Source organism: Cupriavidus sp. IK-TO18 (genome assembly GCF_015549295.1).
Classification (GTDB): Bacteria; Pseudomonadota; Gammaproteobacteria; order Burkholderiales; family Burkholderiaceae; genus Cupriavidus; species Cupriavidus oxalaticus_A.
In genome coordinates this window covers 1-18,620 of sequence record NZ_JADGMP010000050.1, presented here as the reverse complement: position 1 = coordinate 18,620, position 18,620 = coordinate 1, and the positions used below count along the sequence as shown (strand labels likewise).

The 18,620-nt window shown below is 62.9% G+C and carries 12 protein-coding genes and 1 tRNA gene; all 13 read right to left on the bottom strand.

Annotated features, from left to right (window positions below; all coding sequences use genetic code 11):
* Positions 1 to 136: 136 nt before the first annotated feature.
* On the bottom strand, positions 137 to 2,245 hold the full coding sequence (fusA, locus tag IPF36_RS32145; RefSeq protein ID WP_029049804.1) for an elongation factor G: 2,109 nt from the start codon (positions 2,243 to 2,245) through the stop codon (positions 137 to 139).
* A gap of 117 nt (positions 2,246 to 2,362) precedes the next feature.
* Entirely contained in the window at positions 2,363 to 2,833 is a 471-nt protein-coding gene (gene rpsG / locus IPF36_RS32140) for a 30S ribosomal protein S7 (RefSeq protein ID WP_010810459.1), read from the bottom strand.
* 228 nt (positions 2,834 to 3,061) lie between these two features.
* Positions 3,062 to 3,439 (bottom strand): 30S ribosomal protein S12, encoded by a 378-nt coding sequence (gene rpsL / locus IPF36_RS32135; protein WP_010810460.1) that lies wholly within the window; start codon positions 3,437 to 3,439, stop codon positions 3,062 to 3,064.
* A 337-nt stretch (positions 3,440 to 3,776) separates the two neighbouring features.
* Positions 3,777 to 5,624 carry a DNA helicase RecQ gene (gene recQ, locus IPF36_RS32130; RefSeq protein WP_135706077.1) on the bottom strand — a complete coding sequence of 616 codons (1,848 nt, stop codon included), beginning with the start codon at positions 5,622 to 5,624 and terminating at the stop codon, positions 3,777 to 3,779.
* Positions 5,625 to 5,810: 186 nt separating this feature from the next.
* On the bottom strand, positions 5,811 to 10,058 hold the full coding sequence (gene rpoC / locus IPF36_RS32125) for a DNA-directed RNA polymerase subunit beta' (protein ID WP_135706078.1): 4,248 nt from the start codon (positions 10,056 to 10,058) through the stop codon (positions 5,811 to 5,813).
* 115 nt (positions 10,059 to 10,173) lie between these two features.
* Positions 10,174 to 14,280, bottom strand: a complete 4,107-nt coding sequence (gene rpoB, locus IPF36_RS32120; RefSeq protein WP_133098469.1) for a DNA-directed RNA polymerase subunit beta — start codon at positions 14,278 to 14,280, stop codon at positions 10,174 to 10,176.
* Positions 14,281 to 14,708: 428 nt separating this feature from the next.
* Positions 14,709 to 15,083 (bottom strand): 50S ribosomal protein L7/L12, encoded by a 375-nt coding sequence (gene rplL, locus IPF36_RS32115; protein ID WP_010810464.1) that lies wholly within the window; start codon positions 15,081 to 15,083, stop codon positions 14,709 to 14,711.
* Between the two features lie 69 nt (positions 15,084 to 15,152).
* Positions 15,153 to 15,674 (bottom strand): 50S ribosomal protein L10, encoded by a 522-nt coding sequence (gene rplJ, locus IPF36_RS32110; protein ID WP_115660927.1) that lies wholly within the window; start codon positions 15,672 to 15,674, stop codon positions 15,153 to 15,155.
* A gap of 407 nt (positions 15,675 to 16,081) precedes the next feature.
* Positions 16,082 to 16,777, bottom strand: coding sequence for a 50S ribosomal protein L1 (gene rplA, locus IPF36_RS32105; RefSeq protein ID WP_029049799.1), 696 nt, complete (start codon positions 16,775 to 16,777; stop codon positions 16,082 to 16,084).
* Positions 16,778 to 17,209, bottom strand: a complete 432-nt coding sequence (gene rplK, locus IPF36_RS32100; protein WP_010810467.1) for a 50S ribosomal protein L11 — start codon at positions 17,207 to 17,209, stop codon at positions 16,778 to 16,780.
* A 162-nt stretch (positions 17,210 to 17,371) separates the two neighbouring features.
* Positions 17,372 to 17,953: a transcription termination/antitermination protein NusG gene (gene nusG, locus IPF36_RS32095; protein WP_010810468.1), complete on the bottom strand. Its 582-nt coding sequence runs from the start codon at positions 17,951 to 17,953 to the stop codon at positions 17,372 to 17,374.
* 10 nt (positions 17,954 to 17,963) lie between these two features.
* Positions 17,964 to 18,344, bottom strand: a complete 381-nt coding sequence (secE, locus tag IPF36_RS32090; RefSeq protein WP_135706079.1) for a preprotein translocase subunit SecE — start codon at positions 18,342 to 18,344, stop codon at positions 17,964 to 17,966.
* A gap of 59 nt (positions 18,345 to 18,403) precedes the next feature.
* Positions 18,404 to 18,479 (bottom strand) — tRNA-Trp (locus IPF36_RS32085).
* Positions 18,480 to 18,620 lie beyond the last annotated feature (141 nt).

Genomic DNA, 18,620 nt, shown 5'->3' with positions numbered 1-18,620 from the left:
GACCAATCGTACCAACGTTCACGTGCGGCTTGGTCCGCTCGAACTTTTCCTTTGCCATTTCTTAGCTCCTGATAGGAATGCAGTCTTGTTGTTTCATCGCGCCGCCGCACCGGCAGGCGCGGCGGCAAACTTCGAATTACTTGCCCTTGGCCGTCATCACGGCTTCGGCGATGTTCTTCGGTGCCTCAGCGTAGTGCTTGAATTCCATGGTGTACGTGGCGCGGCCTTGCGTGGCCGAGCGCAGCGACGTGGAATAACCAAACATTTCCGACAGCGGGACTTCGGCCTTGATGATCTTGCCGCCACCCACCATGTCGTCCATGCCCTGCACGATGCCGCGGCGGGACGACAGGTCGCCCATCACGGTACCCGTGTAGTCTTCCGGCGTTTCCACTTCCACGGCCATCATCGGCTCGAGCAGGACCGGGCTGGCCTTGCGCATGGCTTCCTTGAAAGCCATCGAGCCGGCCATGCGGAACGCGTTTTCGTTCGAGTCCACGTCGTGGTACGAACCGAACGTCAGCGTCACCTTCACGTCCACCACCGGGAAGCCAGCCAGGATACCGTTCGGCAGCGTGTCGACGATACCCTTCTCGACCGCCGGGATGTATTCACGAGGAATCACACCGCCCTTGATGGCGTCGATGAACTCGAAGCCCTTGCCCGGCTCTTGCGGTTCCAGCGTGATCACGGCGTGACCGTACTGGCCGCGGCCGCCCGACTGCTTGACGAACTTGCCCTCGACGCCTTCGGCCGTCTTGCGAATGGTTTCGCGGTAGGCCACCTGCGGCGCGCCGATGTTGGCTTCCACGCCGAATTCGCGCTTCATGCGGTCGACCAGAATTTCGAGGTGGAGCTCGCCCATGCCCGAAATGATGGTCTGGCCCGATTCTTCATCGGTACGCACGCGGAACGACGGATCTTCGGCGGCCAGGCGGTTCAGGGCGATGCCCATCTTTTCCTGGTCAGCCTTGGTCTTCGGCTCGACGGCCTGCGAGATCACCGGCTCCGGGAACACCATGCGCTCGAGCACGATCGGTGCAGCCGGATCGCACAGCGTGTCGCCCGTGGTGGCGTCCTTCAGACCCACTGCAGCGGCGATGTCGCCGGCCAGCACTTCCTTGATTTCTTCGCGCTGGTTGGCATGCATCTGCAGAATACGGCCGAGGCGTTCCTTCTTGCTCTTGACCGGGTTGTACACGGTGTCGCCCGAATTGATCTTGCCCGAGTAGACGCGGAAGAAGATCAGCTGGCCAACGAACGGGTCGGTCATGATCTTGAACGCCAGTGCCGAGAACTTTTCGTTGTCGTCAGCCTTGCGCTCGAGCTTCTTCTCGCTGTCGTCCTCGTCCGTGCCCGTAACCGGCGGAATGTCGACCGGCGACGGCAGGAAGTCGATCACGGCGTCGAGCATGCGCTGCACGCCCTTGTTCTTGAACGCGGTGCCGCACAGCATCGGCTGGATTTCGCAGGCGATGGTACGGTCACGCAGCGCCTTGACGATCTCGGCGCGGGTCAGCTCTTCGCCGCCCAGGTACTTTTCCATCAGCTCTTCGCTGGCTTCGGCGGCGGATTCGACCATCTTCTCGCGCCATTCGTCAGCGGTGGCTTGCAGCTCGGCCGGGATGTCCTGATATTCGAACTTCACGCCCTGGCTGGCTTCGTCCCAAACGATCGCCTTCATTTCCAGCAGATCGACGACGCCCTGGAAGCCGTCTTCAGCGCCGATCGGTACCACGACGGGCACCGGGTTGGCCTTCAGGCGGGTCTTCAGCTGGTCGTAGACCTTGAAGAAGTTCGCGCCGGTACGGTCCATCTTGTTGACGAACGCCAGACGCGGCACCTTGTACTTGTTGGCCTGACGCCAGACGGTTTCCGACTGCGGCTGCACGCCACCCACTGCGCAGTAGACCATGCAGGCGCCGTCCAGCACGCGCATGGAACGCTCCACCTCGATGGTGAAGTCCACGTGGCCCGGGGTGTCGATGATGTTGAAGCGGTGCTCGGGGTAGTTGCCGCCCATGCCCTTCCAGAAGGCGGTGGTCGCAGCAGACGTGATGGTGATGCCGCGCTCCTGCTCCTGCTCCATCCAGTCCATGGTGGCCGCGCCATCATGCACTTCACCGATCTTGTGGTTCACACCGGTGTAGAACAGGATCCGCTCGGTCGTGGTGGTTTTACCCGCGTCAATGTGAGCCGAAATACCGATGTTACGGTAGCGCTCAATAGGAGTCTTACGAGCCACTTTAATCCTCTATTCGTCCATGAGGCGCAGAGATCTCATGACCTGCGCCCTTAACACAAACGGGCGAGATGTGTGAAAACACAGCCCGCCCGGCAACCAACAGTGTTTTCGCGCGCTTTAGAAGCGGAAGTGCGAGAACGCCTTGTTGGCTTCGGCCATGCGGTGCACTTCGTCGCGCTTCTTCATCGCGCCGCCACGGCCTTCCGATGCTTCCAGCAGCTCACCTGCCAGGCGCAGCGCCATCGACTTCTCGCTGCGTTTCTTCGCGGCCTCGCGCAGCCAACGCATCGCCAATGCCAGACGACGCGACGGACGGACTTCGACCGGAACCTGATAGTTGGCGCCGCCCACGCGACGGCTCTTCACTTCCACCACCGGCTTCACGTTGTTGATGGCAACGGAGAACACTTCGATGGGGGCCTTGCCTGCCTTCTTTTCGATCTGGTCGAACGCGCCATAGACGATACGTTCGGCAACCGACTTCTTGCCGTCCAGCATCAGCACGTTCATAAACTTGGCAACTTCAACGTTGCCGAACTTCGGATCAGGCAGAACATCCCGCTTGGGGACTTCACGACGACGTGGCATCTTCTTTCCTTTAGATTCAGTTGAGAGCGCGGTCAGTTGTTTCCGCTCTCCGGCCACCAACTAGCTTGCATGCAATAGACAGCAAATTCGCCGGGTGACCACTTACTCGACGGCACGGTTGCCAAAAAGGCGCTCCGTTGTACCGCCGCCTGGTGACAGCACCATGACTTGCGCCACAGGCTATCGGTTGTTGCTGCTGTGGGTCTTTCGGACCCAGGCACCCTAAGCTTAGGCCGCCTTCGGACGCTTCGCGCCGTACTTCGAACGGGCCTGCTTGCGGTCCTTCACGCCTTGCAGGTCCAGCGAGCCACGGACGATGTGGTAACGCACACCCGGCAGATCCTTCACACGGCCGCCGCGGATCAGCACGACCGAGTGTTCCTGCAGGTTGTGGCCTTCACCGCCGATGTACGAAATGACTTCGAAACCGTTGGTCAGGCGCACCTTGGCGACCTTACGCAGTGCCGAGTTCGGCTTCTTCGGCGTCGTGGTGTACACGCGGGTGCACACACCACGGCGCTGGGGGCAGTTCTCAAGCGCCGGGCTCTTGCTCTTGACGACTTCAGAGACGCGCGGCTTGCGAACCAGTTGGTTGATAGTTGGCATTGTTCAATCCAGCTTGGTTTTACGAAAAACGCCCCTCGCACCGGCATGAACCAGGATGGAGAGGCAACTACAAGTTTTTGGGCGGGAGAGATGAGCGGACGCGCTCTGGAGACGGGACTGTGCGGTAACAGCATGCCAAAGAGCGCGAGCCGGCATCCGGATCCCGCATCTGCCGCCACCGGTCCATCAAAACCGGTCCGGAAGGCTTGCCGGCAGCGGCATGAAAGCCACATATCCGACGGGCGAGCGAAATCCAAAGCCAAAAACTCGAATCTGGCACTCTAGCAGGGGAATCGTATACCGTCAAGCCGTATACCCGGCTGACAAGCAGCGCCGGCTAGACCCCGCGCAGGGTGTCGAGGATGCCCTGCCCGTAGCGCTCCAGCTTGGATGCACCAATCCCGGGAATGCCCTGCATCGCCGACAGCGAGTCCGGCGCCGTGCGCGCCAGTTCGGCCAGCGTGGCGTCGTGGAAAATCACGTAGGCCGGCACGCCGTGCTCGCGCGCGGCCTCGGTGCGCCAGCGGCGCAGCGCCTCCCAGTTGGCCAGCGTATCGGCGTCCATGTCCGCGGTATGGTCGATGCGGTTGCCGCGCGCCGCGCGCTCGCCGGACTTGGCCGGCTTGGCAGCCTGGCGTCGCAGGATGATCTGGCGCTCGCCCCTGAGCACCTCGCGCGCGCGTTCGCCCAGCAGCAGCGCGCCGTGACCGCCATGGTCGATCATCAGCAGACCCTGGGCGATCAGCTGGCGGAAGACCGTGTGCCATTCATGCACCGATCGGTCCTTGCCGATGCCGAAGGTCGATACCTTGTCATGGCCCCACTGCTTGATCTTTTCCGAGGCATTGCCGCGCAGCACGTCGACCAGGTGGGTCGCACCAAAGTGGATGCGGCTTGCCTGCGCGGTGCGGTACACGCAAGACAGCGCCATCTGCGCCTCGCGCGTGCCATCCCAGGTGGCCGGCGGCTCCAGGCAGGTGTCGCAGTTGCCACAGGGCTCGCTGGCTTCGTCGAAGTACGCGAGGATGCGCTGGCGCCGGCAGCCGGCGGTTTCGCACAAACCCAGCAGCGCATCGAGCTTGGCCGACGACACGCGCTTGAACGCCTCGTCCGCCTCCGACTCGTCGATCATGCGCTTCTGCTGCACCACGTCGCCCAGGCCGTAGGCCATCCAGGCATTGGCGGGCAATCCGTCGCGCCCGGCGCGTCCCGTCTCCTGGTAGTAGCCTTCCATGCTCTTGGGCAGGTCAAGGTGAGCGACGAAGCGGACGTCCGGCTTGTCGATCCCCATGCCGAAGGCAATGGTGGCCACCATCACCAGCCCTTCTTCTTCGCGGAAGCGTGCCTGGTGGCGCTGGCGCGTGCCGGGGTCCATGCCGGCATGGTAAGGCAGCGCGTTGATGCCCTGCCCTTCCAGCCACGCCGCGGTGTCTTCCACCTTCTTGCGTGACAGGCAGTAGACGATGCCGCTGTCATGTGTGCCGTCGGCGGCGGTGTGCTCGGCCTTGATAAAGGCCAGCAACTGCTGGCGCGCATTGTCCTTCTCGACGATGCGGTAGCGGATATTCGGCCGGTCGAAGCTGGAGATGAAAACGCGGGCGTCGTCCAGCGCCAGCCGCTCGATGATCTCGTTGCGCGTCAGCGCGTCGGCGGTCGCGGTCAGCGCGATGCGCGGCACGTACGGGAAGCGTTCGTGCAGCACCGACAGCTGGATGTACTCCGGCCGGAAATCGTGGCCCCACTGCGATACGCAATGCGCCTCGTCGATGGCGAACAGCCCGACGCGGGTACGCTCGAGCAGGTCGAGGAAGCGCGGCGTCATCAGCCGCTCGGGTGCGACGTAGAGGATCTCCACCCTGCCGGCGAGCAGGTCGCGCTCGACGGCGGACGCTTCCGAACCGGTCAGCGTCGAATTCAGTACCGCGGCGCGCACGCCGGCTTCGGTCAGCGCCGCGACCTGGTCCTGCATCAGCGCGATCAGCGGCGATACCACGATGCCGACGCCCTGCCCTGAGCGCTGGCGCAGCAGTGCCGGAATCTGGTAGCACAGCGACTTGCCGCCGCCGGTCGGCATCAGCACCAGGCTGTCGCCGCCTTCGGCAACGTGGTCGATGATCTCGGCCTGGCGCCCGCGGAAGGCGTGGTAGCCGAAGACATCCTTGAGGATCGCCAGTGCTTGCGACATGGACTGCGGAATTGCTGAAGCCGGAAAAGCCGTAACCTTACCACTAAGGGACCCGGCTACCGCGCCTCGCGGGCAAACTCTCCGACGATTCTCACGAAAGGTCACGCCACGCGCGGATAAAAAAAAGCCCGGCTGGATCAGCCGGGCTTTTTGACCGCCTTGCGGCGGGCATTCACTACTGCGAGATCAGGCGTTGTCGCCTTCACCCTCGGTCGTCGCCTGCACCACCGGCGGCGGCTCGATGAAGAGCGACTGCTCTTCTTCGGCGATCGCCTGGGCGCGTTCGCGCTCGGAGGCCTCGCGCGCCTTGCGGGCACGGTGGTAGGCCAGGCCGGTACCGGCCGGGATCAGACGACCCACGATCACGTTTTCCTTCAGACCACGCAGGTCATCGGTCTTGCCCATGATCGCGGCTTCGGTCAGCACGCGCGTGGTTTCCTGGAACGATGCCGCCGAGATGAAGCTGTCGGTCGACAGCGACGCCTTGGTAATACCCAGCAGCAGGTTCTCGTAGGTTGCCGGACGCTTGCCTTCGGCGATCACGCGGTCGTTCTCGTCGAGCAGTTCCGAGCGCTCCACCTGTTCACCCGGGATGAACTTGGTGTCGCCCACATCGGCGATCTGCACACGACGCAGCATCTGGCGAACGATCACCTCGATGTGCTTGTCGTTGATCTTCACGCCCTGCAGACGGTACACGTCCTGCACTTCGTCCACGATGTAGTGCGCCAGCTCTTCGATGCCCTTCAGGCGCAGGATGTCGTGCGGGTCCGCCGGACCTTCCACGATCATTTCGCCCTTGTTCACCACCTGGCCGTCGTGCACCAGCACCTGCTTTTCCTTAGCGATCAGGAACTCGTGGGCATTGCCGTCCAGGTCAGTGATGACCAGGCGCTGCTTGCCCTTGGTGTCCTTGCCGAACGAGGTCGTGCCCGTGACTTCCGCCAGCACGGCGGCGTCCTTCGGCGAACGCGCTTCGAACAGCTCGGCCACACGCGGCAGACCACCGGTAATGTCGCGGGTCTTCTGCGATTCGGTCGGGATACGTGCGAGCACTTCACCCACGTGCACCTGCTGGCCGTCCTTCACGGTAATCAGCGCGCCGACCTGGAAGCCGATGGTCACGGAGTGGTCCGTGCCCGGGATCTTCACTTCCTGGCCGTTGGCGTCGAGCAGCTTCACCTGCGGGCGGATGCCCTTGGTTGCAGCCGTGCGGCGCTTGGCGTCGATCACCACCAGGGTCGACAGGCCGGTCACTTCGTCCATCTGCTTGGCGACGGTCACGCCTTCTTCGACGTTCTCGAACTTCGTCGTACCGGTGTATTCCGAGACGATCGGGCGAGTCAGTGCATCCCACGTGGCCAGCTGCGTGCCAGCCTTGATGGCCTGGCCGTCCTGCACCAGCAGCGTGGCGCCGTACGGGATCTTGTGGCGCTCGCGCTCGCGGCCGTGGTCGTCGGTGATCAGCGCCTCGCCCGAACGCGAGATGACGATCAGTTCGCCCTTCGCATTGGTGACGTAGCGCATGGTCGCCGTGAAACGCACGGTACCGGTTGCCTTCGCTTCCACGCTCGATGCCACCGCCGCACGCGATGCCGCACCACCGATGTGGAACGTACGCATGGTCAGCTGGGTGCCCGGCTCACCGATCGACTGGGCGGCAATCACGCCAACCGCTTCGCCGGAGTTCACCATCACGCCGCGGCCGAGGTCGCGGCCGTAGCACTTGGCGCACAGGCCGTAGCGCGTGTCGCACGACAGCGGGGTGCGGACCTTGACTTCGTCCACGCCGATGTTGTCGATCAGCTCGACCAGGTCTTCGTCCAGCAGCGTGCCGGATTCGATCGCGGTTTCCTGGGTTTCCGGGTTCACCACGTCGGCCACGGTCACACGGCCGAGGATACGGTCGCGCAGGGCTTCGATCACTTCACCGCCTTCGACCAGGGCCTTCATGGCCACGCCGTTGGAGGTGCCGCAATCGTCTTCCACCACGACCAGATCCTGGGTCACGTCGACCAGACGACGGGTCAGGTAACCCGAGTTCGCGGTCTTCAGTGCCGTATCCGCCAGACCCTTACGGGCACCGTGGGTCGAGATGAAGTACTGCAGAACGTTCAGGCCTTCACGGAAGTTCGCCGTAATCGGCGTTTCAATGATCGAGCCATCCGGCTTGGCCATCAGGCCACGCATACCGGCCAGCTGGCGGATCTGCGCCGCGGAACCCCGTGCGCCCGAGTCGGCCATCATGTAGATGGAGTTGAACGACTCTTGCTTCACGGTCTTGCCATCGCGGTCGACCACGTCTTCGTGCTGGAGCTGCTCCATCATCGCCTTGCCCACCTGGTCGCCGGCGGCGCCCCAGATGTCCACGACGTTGTTGTAGCGTTCCTGGTCGGTCACCAGACCCGACATGTACTGCTTGTCGTATTCCTTCACCTTGGCCGAGGCCTCGGCGATGATCTTCTCCTTGGCGGGCGGCACCAGCATGTCGTCGATCGCGATCGAGATACCGGCGCGGGTTGCCAGGCGGAAGCCCGACTGCAGCAGCTTGTCGGCGAAGATCACGGTCTCGCGCAGGCCGCACTTGCGGAACGCCGTGTTGATCAGGCGCGAGATTTCCTTCTTCTTGAGCGGCTTGTTCAGCACCGAGAACGGCAGGCCCTTCGGCAGGATCTCGGACAGGATCGCGCGGCCGACCGTGGTGGCCTGCAGCGTGATCTTGGGTGCGAAACGGGCGTCGCCTTCGGCGTCCTTGTCGACAAGCTCATACTCGGTGATACGCACGTTCACGCGGGAAGCCAGCTCGACTTCCTTGTTCTCGTAGGCGCGGATCACTTCGCTGATGTCGGCAAAGGTCATGCCCTCGCCGCGGCCGTTGATCTTGTCGCGGGTCGTGTAGTACAGACCCAGCACCACGTCTTGCGACGGCACGATCGACGGGTCGCCGTTGGCCGGGAACAGCACGTTGTTGGAGGCCAGCATCAGGGTGCGGGCTTCCATCTGCGCTTCCAGCGACAGCGGGACGTGGACAGCCATCTGGTCACCGTCGAAGTCAGCGTTGAACGCCGCGCAGACCAGCGGGTGCAGCTGGATGGCCTTGCCTTCGATCAGCACCGGCTCGAACGCCTGGATACCCAGGCGGTGCAGCGTCGGCGCACGGTTCAGCATCACCGGGTGCTCGCGGATCACCTCTTCGAGGATGTCCCACACCACCGGGGTCTGGCTTTCGACTTCCTTCTTCGCCGCCTTGATGGTGGTGGCGATGCCCATCGTTTCCAGCTTGTGGAAGATGAAGGGCTTGAACAGCTCGAGCGCCATCAGCTTGGGCAGGCCGCACTGGTGCAGCTTGAGCGTCGGGCCCACCACGATGACCGAACGGCCCGAGTAGTCGACGCGCTTGCCCAGCAGGTTCTGACGGAAACGGCCGCCCTTGCCCTTGATCATTTCGGCCAGGGACTTCAGCGGACGCTTGTTGGCGCCGGTCATCGCCTTGCCGCGACGGCCGTTGTCCAGCAGCGAGTCAACCGCTTCCTGCAGCATGCGCTTTTCGTTGCGCACGATGATCTCAGGCGCCTTCAGCTCCAGCAGGCGCTTCAGGCGGTTGTTACGGTTGATGACGCGGCGATACAGGTCGTTCAGGTCCGAGGTCGCGAAGCGGCCGCCGTCCAGCGGCACCAGCGGACGCAGCTCGGGCGGCAGCACCGGCAGCACTTCGAGGATCATCCACTCGGGCTTGATGCCCGAACGCTGGAAGGCCTCGAGCACCTTCAGGCGCTTGGCGAATTTCTTGATCTTGGCTTCGGAACCGGTGGCCTGCAGCTCGGCGCGGATCTGTTCGATCTGCTTCTCGATGTCGATGCCGCGCAGCAGTTCACGGATGCCCTCGGCACCCATCATGGCGACGAACTCGCCCTCGCCGTACTCGTCGCACTTCGCCAGGTAGTCGTCTTCCGACATGATCTGGCTCTTCTTGAGCGGGGTCATGCCGGGCTCGAGCACCACGAATGCTTCGAAGTACAGTACGCGCTCGATGTCGCGCAGCGTCATGTCCAGGACCATGCCCAGGCGCGACGGCAGCGACTTCAGGAACCAGATGTGCGCGGTCGGCGCGGCCAGTTCGATGTGGCCCATGCGCTCGCGGCGCACCTTGGCCAGCGTCACTTCAACGCCGCACTTCTCGCAGATCACGCCGCGGTGCTTCAGGCGCTTGTACTTGCCGCACAGGCACTCGTAGTCCTTGATCGGGCCAAAGATCTTGGCGCAGAACAGGCCGTCGCGTTCCGGCTTGAACGTACGGTAGTTGATCGTTTCCGGCTTCTTCACTTCGCCGTACGACCACGAACGGATCTTCTCGGGCGAGGCCAGGCCGATCTTGATCGCGTCGAACTGCTCTTCCTGCTGTACCTGCTTAAAGAGATCGAGCAATGCTTTCATTGCAACTCCTTGTTTCGCCGCCGCTCCGGAGTCTGTCCGGTGCCGCGGCATTCAATCCTGTGGGAAATCCTGCGCTGGTGGGTGCCCGCCGTGGCTGGCACCCGCATCGTCTCGATCAGTAGCGATCGAGGTCGATGTCGATACCCAGCGAGCGAATTTCCTTCACCAGCACGTTGAACGATTCCGGCATGCCGGCATCGATCGAGTGCTCGCCCTTGACGATGTTCTCGTACACCTTGGTACGGCCGTTCACGTCATCGGACTTGACCGTCAGCATTTCCTGCAGCACGTAGGACGCGCCGTAGGCTTCCAGTGCCCACACTTCCATCTCACCGAAACGCTGGCCACCGAACTGGGCCTTACCGCCCAGCGGCTGCTGCGTCACCAGCGAGTACGGGCCGGTGGAACGTGCGTGCATCTTGTCGTCGACCAGGTGGTGCAGCTTCAGCATGTGCATCACACCCAGCGTGACCGGACGCTCGAACGCTTCGCCGGTGCGGCCGTCGTGCAGCGTGACCTGCTGCTTGGAAGCCGTCAGGCCCTTCTCGGCGGCGATCTCGTCCGGGTAGGCCAGGTCGAGCATGCGCTTGATTTCCTTCTCGTGCGCACCGTCGAACACCGGCGTCGCGAACGGCACGCCCTTCTTCAGGTTGTGCGCCAGTTCCAGCACTTCGGCGTCGCTCAGGCTGTCCAGGTCTTCCGGCTTGCCGCTCTCGTTGTAGATCTGCGAGAGCAGCGTGCGCAGTTCCTGCGCCTTGGCCGAGGCCTTGAGCATGTCGCCGATGCGCTGGCCCAGGCCGCGCGCGGCCCAGCCCAGGTGGGTTTCCAGGATCTGGCCCACGTTCATCCGCGACGGCACGCCCAGCGGGTTCAGCACGATGTCGGCCGGGGTACCGTCCGCCATGTACGGCATGTCTTCGATCGGGACGATCTTCGACACCACACCCTTGTTACCGTGACGGCCTGCCATCTTGTCGCCAGGCTGCAGGCGGCGCTTGACGGCCAGGTAGACCTTGACCATCTTGATCACGCCCGGCGGCAGTTCGTCGCCCTGCGTCAGCTTCTTGCGCTTCTCTTCGAAGGCCAGGTCGAACTCGTGGCGCTTCTGCTCGATGGCTTCCTTGACGGCTTCCAGCTGGGCAGCCAGTTCCTCGTCGGCCGGACGGATGTCGAACCAGTGGTACTTGTCGACGTCAGCCAGGTATTCCTTGGTGATCTTGGCGCCCTTGGCCAGCTTCTTCGGACCGCCGTTGACGGTCTTGTCGATCAGCAGGCGCTCCAGACGCTGGAAGGCATCGCCTTCCACGATACGCAGCTGGTCGTTCAGGTCCAGGCGGTAGCGCTTCAGCTCGTCGTCGATGATCGACTGGGCGCGCTTGTCGCGGGTCACGCCTTCGCGGGTGAAGACCTGGACGTCGATCACGATGCCGCTCATGCCCGACGGCACGCGCAGCGAGGTGTCCTTCACGTCCGATGCCTTCTCGCCGAAGATCGCGCGCAGCAGCTTCTCTTCCGGAGTCAGCTGGGTCTCGCCCTTCGGCGTGACCTTGCCCACCAGCACGTCGCCGGCTTCAACCTCGGCGCCGATGTAGGTGATGCCCGACTCGTCCAGGCGAGCCAGCTGGGCTTCGGCCAGGTTCGAGATATCGCGCGTGATTTCCTCGGGTCCCAGCTTGGTGTCGCGGGCAACCACCGACAGTTCCTCGATGTGGATCGAGGTATAGCGGTCTTCGGCCACCACACGCTCCGAGATCAGGATCGAATCCTCGAAGTTGTAGCCGTTCCACGGCATGAACGCCACCAGCATGTTCTGGCCCAGTGCCAGCTCGCCCAGGTCGGTCGAGGCGCCGTCGGCAATCACGTCGCCGCGGGCAACGTGGTCGCCGACCTTCACCATCGGACGCTGGTTGATGTTGGTGTTCTGGTTCGAGCGCGTGTACTTGATCAGGTTGTAGATGTCCACGCCGACTTCACCGGCCACGGCTTCGTCGTCGTTCACGCGGATCACGATACGCATCGCGTCGACGTAGTCGACCACGCCGCCACGCATCGCCTGCACGGCCGTACCCGAGTCGACCGCAACGGTGCGCTCGATGCCGGTGCCGACCAGCGGCTTGTCCGGACGCAGGCAAGGCACGGCCTGACGCTGCATGTTCGCGCCCATCAGTGCACGGTTCGCGTCATCGTGTTCCAGGAACGGCACCAGCGAGGCTGCGGCCGACACGATCTGCGACGGCGCCACGTCGATGTACTGCACGCGGTCCGGCGTCACCATACGGGTCTCACGCTCGGAGCCTTCGCGCGCCGACACCAGTTCGTCGGTCAGGTTGCCGTCGGCGTCGACGGTCGCGTTGGCCTGCGCCACCACGTACTTGCCTTCCTCGATCGCGGACAGGTAGTCGACCTGGTCGGTCAGCTTGCTGTTCTCGACCTTGCGGTACGGGGTTTCCAGGAAGCCATACTCGTTCAGGCGCGCGTAAAGTGCCAGCGAGTTGATCAGGCCAATGTTCGGACCTTCCGGCGTTTCGATCGGGCACACGCGGCCGTAGTGGGTCGGGTGCACGTCGCGGACTTCAAAGCCTGCGCGCTCGCGGGTCAGACCGCCCGGGCCCAGTGCGGAGACACGGCGCTTGTGCGTGATCTCGGACAGCGGGTTGGTCTGGTCCATGAACTGTGACAGCTGCGACGAACCGAAGAACTCGCGGATCGCCGACGAGATCGGCTTCGAGTTGATCAGGTCGTGCGGCATCAGGTTCTCGGTCTCGGCCTGGCCCAGACGTTCCTTGACGGCGCGCTCCACACGCGACAGGCCGGCGCGGAACTGGTTTTCGGCCAGTTCGCCGACGCAACGCACGCGACGGTTGCCCAGGTGGTCGATGTCATCGACCTCGCCCTTGCCGTTGCGCAGGTTGACCAGGATCTTGATGGTCTCGAGGATGTCCTCGTCCTGCAGCACCATGGCGCCTTCACCGCTGGGGCGGCCCAGGCGGCTGTTGACCTTCATGCGGCCAACGCGCGACAGGTCGTACGACTCTTCGCTGTAGAACAGGCGCTGGAACAGCGCTTCCACGGCTTCTTCGGTCGGCGGCTCGCCCGGGCGCATCATGCGGTAGATCGCGATACGCGCAGCGGTCTGGTCGGCGGTCTCGTCCACGCGCAGGGTCTGCGACATGTACGGGCCCTGGTCCAGATCGTTGGTGTACAGGGTCTGGATCTGCTTGACACCGGCTTCGCGCAGGTTTTCCAGCAGCGTTTCGGTCAGCTCGTCGTTGGCGTTGGCAATCACCTCGCCGGTATCCGGGTCGATGATGTTCTTGGCCAGCACGCGGCCCAGCAGGTAGTCTTCCGGCACGCTGATCAGCTTGGTGCCGGCTGAGTCCAGGTCGCGGATATGCTTGGCGTTGATCCGCTTGTCCTTCTCGACCACCACGCGGCCGTTCTTGTCGGCGATGTCGAAGCGCGCGACTTCACCGCGCAGGCGCTCGGGCACGAACTCCAGCTGCGCGCCTTCCGACTGCAGCGTGAAGTTGTCGAACACGAAGAAGTGCGCGAGGATCTGTTCCGGGGTCAGGCCGATCGACTTCAGCAGGATCGTCACCGGCATCTTGCGGCGGCGGTCGACGCGGAAGTACAGGATGTCCTTCGGGTCGAACTCGAAGTCCAGCCACGAACCGCGGTAGGGGATGATACGGGCCGAGAACAGCAGCTTGCCCGAGCTGTGGGTCTTGCCCTTGTCGTGCTCGAAGAACACGCCCGGCGAGCGGTGCAGCTGCGAGACGATGACACGCTCGGTGCCGTTGATCACGAACGAACCGGTGGAAGTCATCAGGGGGATCTCACCCATGTAGACTTCCTGCTCCTTCACTTCCTTGACCTTGCCCGGGTTCTCGCGATCGTTGATGATCAGGCGAACCTTGGCGCGCAGGGCCGAGTGGAAGGTCAGGCCACGCTGCTGACATTCCTTGACGTCGAACGGCGGGTTGGACAGGTGATACGAGACGAACTCCATACGGGCGAGCCCGTTATGCGAAGAGATCGGGAAGATTGCGTTGAATGCGGCCTGGAGGCCTTCGCTCTTGCGACGCGCGGTCGGCGTTTCCGCTTGCAAGAACTGGGTGTAGGATTCAATCTGAGTGGCAAGCAGGAATGGAACCTGATGTACCGTCGCGCGCTTCGCAAAACTTTTGCGAATGCGCTTCTTTTCGGTGAAGCTGTACGCCATGGGATCTCCGAATCATCGCAGGACGGCTGGACCTGGCCGCGCCTGAGGTGTTCAGCGACTGGGAGGGGATTTGGCGGTTGGCCGCTACCAACCTCTGGCTGACGGTGTCCGCACGCTGCGGGCGGTGTGGTCGTCGCATCAGCGCAACGCCTGCACTCGCCCGGGGGACACCCGACCAAACTTGTCTTCTGCAGTCGGTTCAGAAGACAAACATCAGCAGCAACCACTTAGTGTGCCACTGATGTTTGGCCTCTGCTGAGTTGCCGGCAAATGAAGTGGTGCCGGGACCCGCAAACATCACATTTTGTAACTTTGCCGCTGTGCCGAGTGGTGACTAAAACACAATCGCACAAGCGCAAAAAGGCTGGCGCCGGGAATTTCCCTTTGCCAGCCCCATTCGCGTGCCGCAAGGGCACGCGAGTACAACATTACTTGACGTCGACCTTGGCGCCGGCGTCTTCCAGCTTCTTCTTGGCTTCGGCAGCAGCGGCCTTGTCCACGCCTTCCTTGACGGGCTTCGGTGCGCCATCGACCAGGTCCTTGGCTTCCTTCAGGCCCAGACCGGTGATTTCGCGAACGGCCTTGATCACGCCAACCTTGTTGGCGCCGACTTCGGCCAGGATCACGTTGAACTCGGTCTGCTCTTCAGCAGCGGCGGCACCGCCAGCGCCCGGAGCAGCAGCCACGGCCATGGCAGCAGCCGACACGCCAAACTTCTCTTCGAACGCCTTGACCAGGTCGTTCAGTTCCATCACGGACATCGCGCCAACGGCTTCCAGGATGTCGTCTTTGGTGATTGCCATTTGAAATACTCCTACTAGATTTGATTCGGTATCGGTAATGCGATCTTTCGATGCGCGGCCTGGATTGCCTTAGGCGCCGGCGGCTTCCGCTTCCGCGGGAGCGCCTTCTTCCTTCTTGGCGGCCAGGGCAGCCAGCAGACGGGCGAAGCCCGACACCGGTGCCTGCATCACGCCCAGCAGCTGAGCAATCAGTTCGTCGCGGGTCGGGATCGAGGCCAGCGCCTTCACGGCGGCAGCGTCGAGAACCTTGCCGTCATACGACCCGGCGCGCAGGACCAGCTTGTCGTTGGTCTTGGCGAAGTCGTTCAGAACCTTGGCCGAGGCCACTGCATCTTCGGAAATACCGTAGATCAGCGGACCGGTCATCTGCTCTGCGAGGCCTGCAAACGGCGTACCTTCGACGGCACGGCGAGCCAGCGTGTTCTTCAGAACACGCAGGTACACGCCTTGCTGGCGAGCGGCAGCACGCAGCTTGGTCAGATCGCCAACCGCAATGCCGCGATATTCGGCGACGACGATGGTCTGGGCCTTGGCGACTTGCGCCGAGACCTCAGCAACGACGGCCTTCTTATCTTCAATATTGAGTGGCACGGTTAAGCTCCAAAATGACGCTGGGTCTCCGGCTATACCGGAGCCTTCACGTCAGCACAAACGAACGGCGTCCGATTGGCCCGAATCACCCGGGTCAGTGCCCGGTTGCTTCAATCCCTTCGGGTGCGCCATCTGCGCTGGCTGGCCGGAAGACGTCGCTCAGGCATGAAGCCTTGCCGCACGTTCCGACCGATTAAGCCCTTTCCGCATCACTGCCGCGGACAAGGACACCAGCGGTCTTTGATAACCAGCGATGCCTGCCGATGCTTGCGCATCCAGCGAGCACCGCTGCCCAAAGCCATGCTCCATCCCTTGCGGTCCGGAGACGACCCTCGCCATTGGCCAGGGTCTTCAATTCTTTTTGCCGACCGGTGTTATCGGGTGCCGGTCAGCAATTTGCCGTCAGCTCAGGCAGCCAGCGTAGCCTGGTCGACACGCACGCCGACGCCCATGGTCGACGAAACAGCGATCTTGCGCAGGTACACGCCCTTGCTGGTGGCCGGCTTGGCCTTGACCAGCGCGTCCAGCAGCGCCGACAGGTTGCTCTTCAGCGCGGCGTCTTCGAACGAACGGCGGCCGATGGTGGCGTGGATGATACCGGCCTTGTCGACACGGAACTGGACCTGACCGGCCTTGGCGTTCTTCACGGCCTGGGCCACGTCGGGGGTCACGGTACCGACCTTCGGGTTCGGCATCAGGCCGCGCGGGCCCAGGATCTGGCCCAGCGTACCGACGATACGCATCGTGTCCGGCGAAGCGATCACGACGTCGAAGTTCAGGTTGCCAGCCTTGACTTGCTCGGCCAGATCTTCCATGCCAACGATGTCAGCACCGGCGGCCTTGGCGGCCTCGGCCTTGTCGCCCTGGGCGAACACAGCCACGCGCACCGACTTGCCGGTACCGGCGGGCAGCACCACGGAACCACGAACCACCTGGTCCGACTTTTTGGCGTCGATACCCAGTTGCACGGCCACGTCGATCGACTCGTCGAACTTCGCCGAGGCGCAGCCCTTCACCAGGCCCAGGGCCTCGTCGATCGGGTAGAACTTGGTACGCTCGATCTTCGCCTTGTTGGCGGCGACGCGCTTGGAAACCTTAGCCATTTACAGACCCTCCACGGTGATGCCCATCGAACGAGCCGAACCGGCGATGGTACGCACGGCGGCGTCCAGGTCGGCGGCGGTCAGGTCAGCGTTCTTGGCCTTGGCGATTTCTTCAGCTTGGGCGCGGGTGATCTTGCCAACCTTGTCGGTATGGGGCTTCGGCGAACCCTTGGTGATGCCGGCTGCCTTCTTGATCAGCACGGTCGCAGGCGGCGACTTCATCACGAAGGTGAAGCTCTTGTCGGCGAAGGCGGTAATCACCACCGGCACCGGCAGACCAGGCTCCATGCCTTGGGTCTGGGCATTGAACGCCTTGCAGAACTCCATGATGTTCAGACCACGCTGACCCAGTGCGGGACCAACGGGCGGGGAGGGATTTGCCTTACCAGCCGGAATCTGCAGCTTGATAAAGCCAATGATCTTCTTGGCCATCTCTACTCCAATCCGGATCGCTCCACTCGGGGAAGACGATCCTGTTGAGTCGTAACGCGCTGTCGCCGCACCGGTGGCACGGCCTCACGCTCCTCTTTGGCAACGCCCTGGGACACTGCCGTTGCCAGTTGCCGCCCTCTCGGCCGACAACCGGCAAATTCCTTAAACCTTCTCGACCTGGCCGAATTCGAGTTCGACCGGCGTTGCACGTCCGAAGATGGTGACCGAGACGCGCAGGCGCGATTTCTCGTAGTTCACTTCTTCCACGTTGCCGTTGAAATCGGTGAACGGGCCGTCCTTGACGCGCACCATTTCGCCCACTTCGAACAGCGTCTTGGGACGCGGCTTCTCGACCCCTTCCTGCATCTGGGTCATGATCTTGTCGACTTCGCGCTGCGAAATCGGGCTCGGGCGGTTGCGTGCGCCGCCCACGAAACCAGTGACCTTGCTGGTGTTCTTCACCAGGTGCCAGGTTTCGTCGGTCATTTCCATTTCCACCAGCACGTAGCCCGGGAAGAAACGACGCTCGGTGACCGACTTGTGGCCGCCCTTGATTTCCACGACTTCTTCGGACGGCACCAGGATGCGGCCAAACTTGTCCTGCATCTCGGCGCGCTCGATGCGCTCCTGCAGCGCGCGCTGCACGCTCTTCTCCATGCCGGAGTAGGCATGCACGACATACCAGCGCTTCTTCGACGAAGGCGATTCCGGCGCGGTGGTTTCCTGCTGAGCGTTATCGGTCATGTGCTACCTCTTATTTCCAGCCCAGCACGAGCGAGAACACAACCCACTCGATGAGCTTGTCCGCCGACCACAAGAACAGTGCCATCACTACGACGAAGACAAACACCAGGCCCGTCATCTGTCCGGCTTCCTTGCGCGTCGGCCAGACGACCTTGCGAACTTCCCGATACGATTCCTTGGCGAACCCAATGAAGTCCTTGCCCGGTGCCGACACCAGTGCAACGACGACACCCAGTGCAATACCGCCGAACAGCGCAGCGCCACGTACATAAGACGGTTGCTGTGCGAGTGCATAGAAACCGATGACGCCGGCAACCACCAGCAGCACCGCGACGCCGAGCATCCACTTGCCGCTGTTGGCGTTCACGGTTTCAACATTGGGATTGGCCATGTTTCGCAAACGAGACTAAGCCGCGTCACGATTGCTCCTCGCGACGCGGCTGATTGATTTGGCAGGGGCAGAGGGAATCGAACCCCCAACCTTCGGTTTTGGAGACCGACGCTCTGCCAGTTGAGCTATACCCCTAAAACTACTGAGAGCTGACGCTAGCGCCAACCCTTTCTGGCAACGAACGCGGCCGGTTGGTGCCGCGCTCGCAATCGAACAACTTAGTCGAGGATCTTTGCCACGACGCCGGCGCCGACGGTACGGCCACCTTCGCGGATA

Coding starts and splice junctions, on each gene's coding strand:
- rpsG (WP_010810459.1), bottom strand. CDS start 2,833: ATGCCACGTCGTCGTGAAGTCCCCAAGCGGGATGTTCTGCCTGATCCG.
- rpsL (WP_010810460.1), bottom strand. CDS start 3,439: ATGCCAACTATCAACCAACTGGTTCGCAAGCCGCGCGTCTCTGAAGTC.
- recQ (WP_135706077.1), bottom strand. CDS start 5,624: ATGTCGCAAGCACTGGCGATCCTCAAGGATGTCTTCGGCTACCACGCC.
- rpoC (WP_135706078.1), bottom strand. CDS start 10,058: ATGAAAGCATTGCTCGATCTCTTTAAGCAGGTACAGCAGGAAGAGCAG.
- rpoB (WP_133098469.1), bottom strand. CDS start 14,280: ATGGCGTACAGCTTCACCGAAAAGAAGCGCATTCGCAAAAGTTTTGCG.
- rplL (WP_010810464.1), bottom strand. CDS start 15,083: ATGGCAATCACCAAAGACGACATCCTGGAAGCCGTTGGCGCGATGTCC.
- rplA (WP_029049799.1), bottom strand. CDS start 16,777: ATGGCTAAGGTTTCCAAGCGCGTCGCCGCCAACAAGGCGAAGATCGAG.
- rplK (WP_010810467.1), bottom strand. CDS start 17,209: ATGGCCAAGAAGATCATTGGCTTTATCAAGCTGCAGATTCCGGCTGGT.
- nusG (WP_010810468.1), bottom strand. CDS start 17,953: ATGACCGATAACGCTCAGCAGGAAACCACCGCGCCGGAATCGCCTTCG.
- secE (WP_135706079.1), bottom strand. CDS start 18,344: ATGGCCAATCCCAATGTTGAAACCGTGAACGCCAACAGCGGCAAGTGG.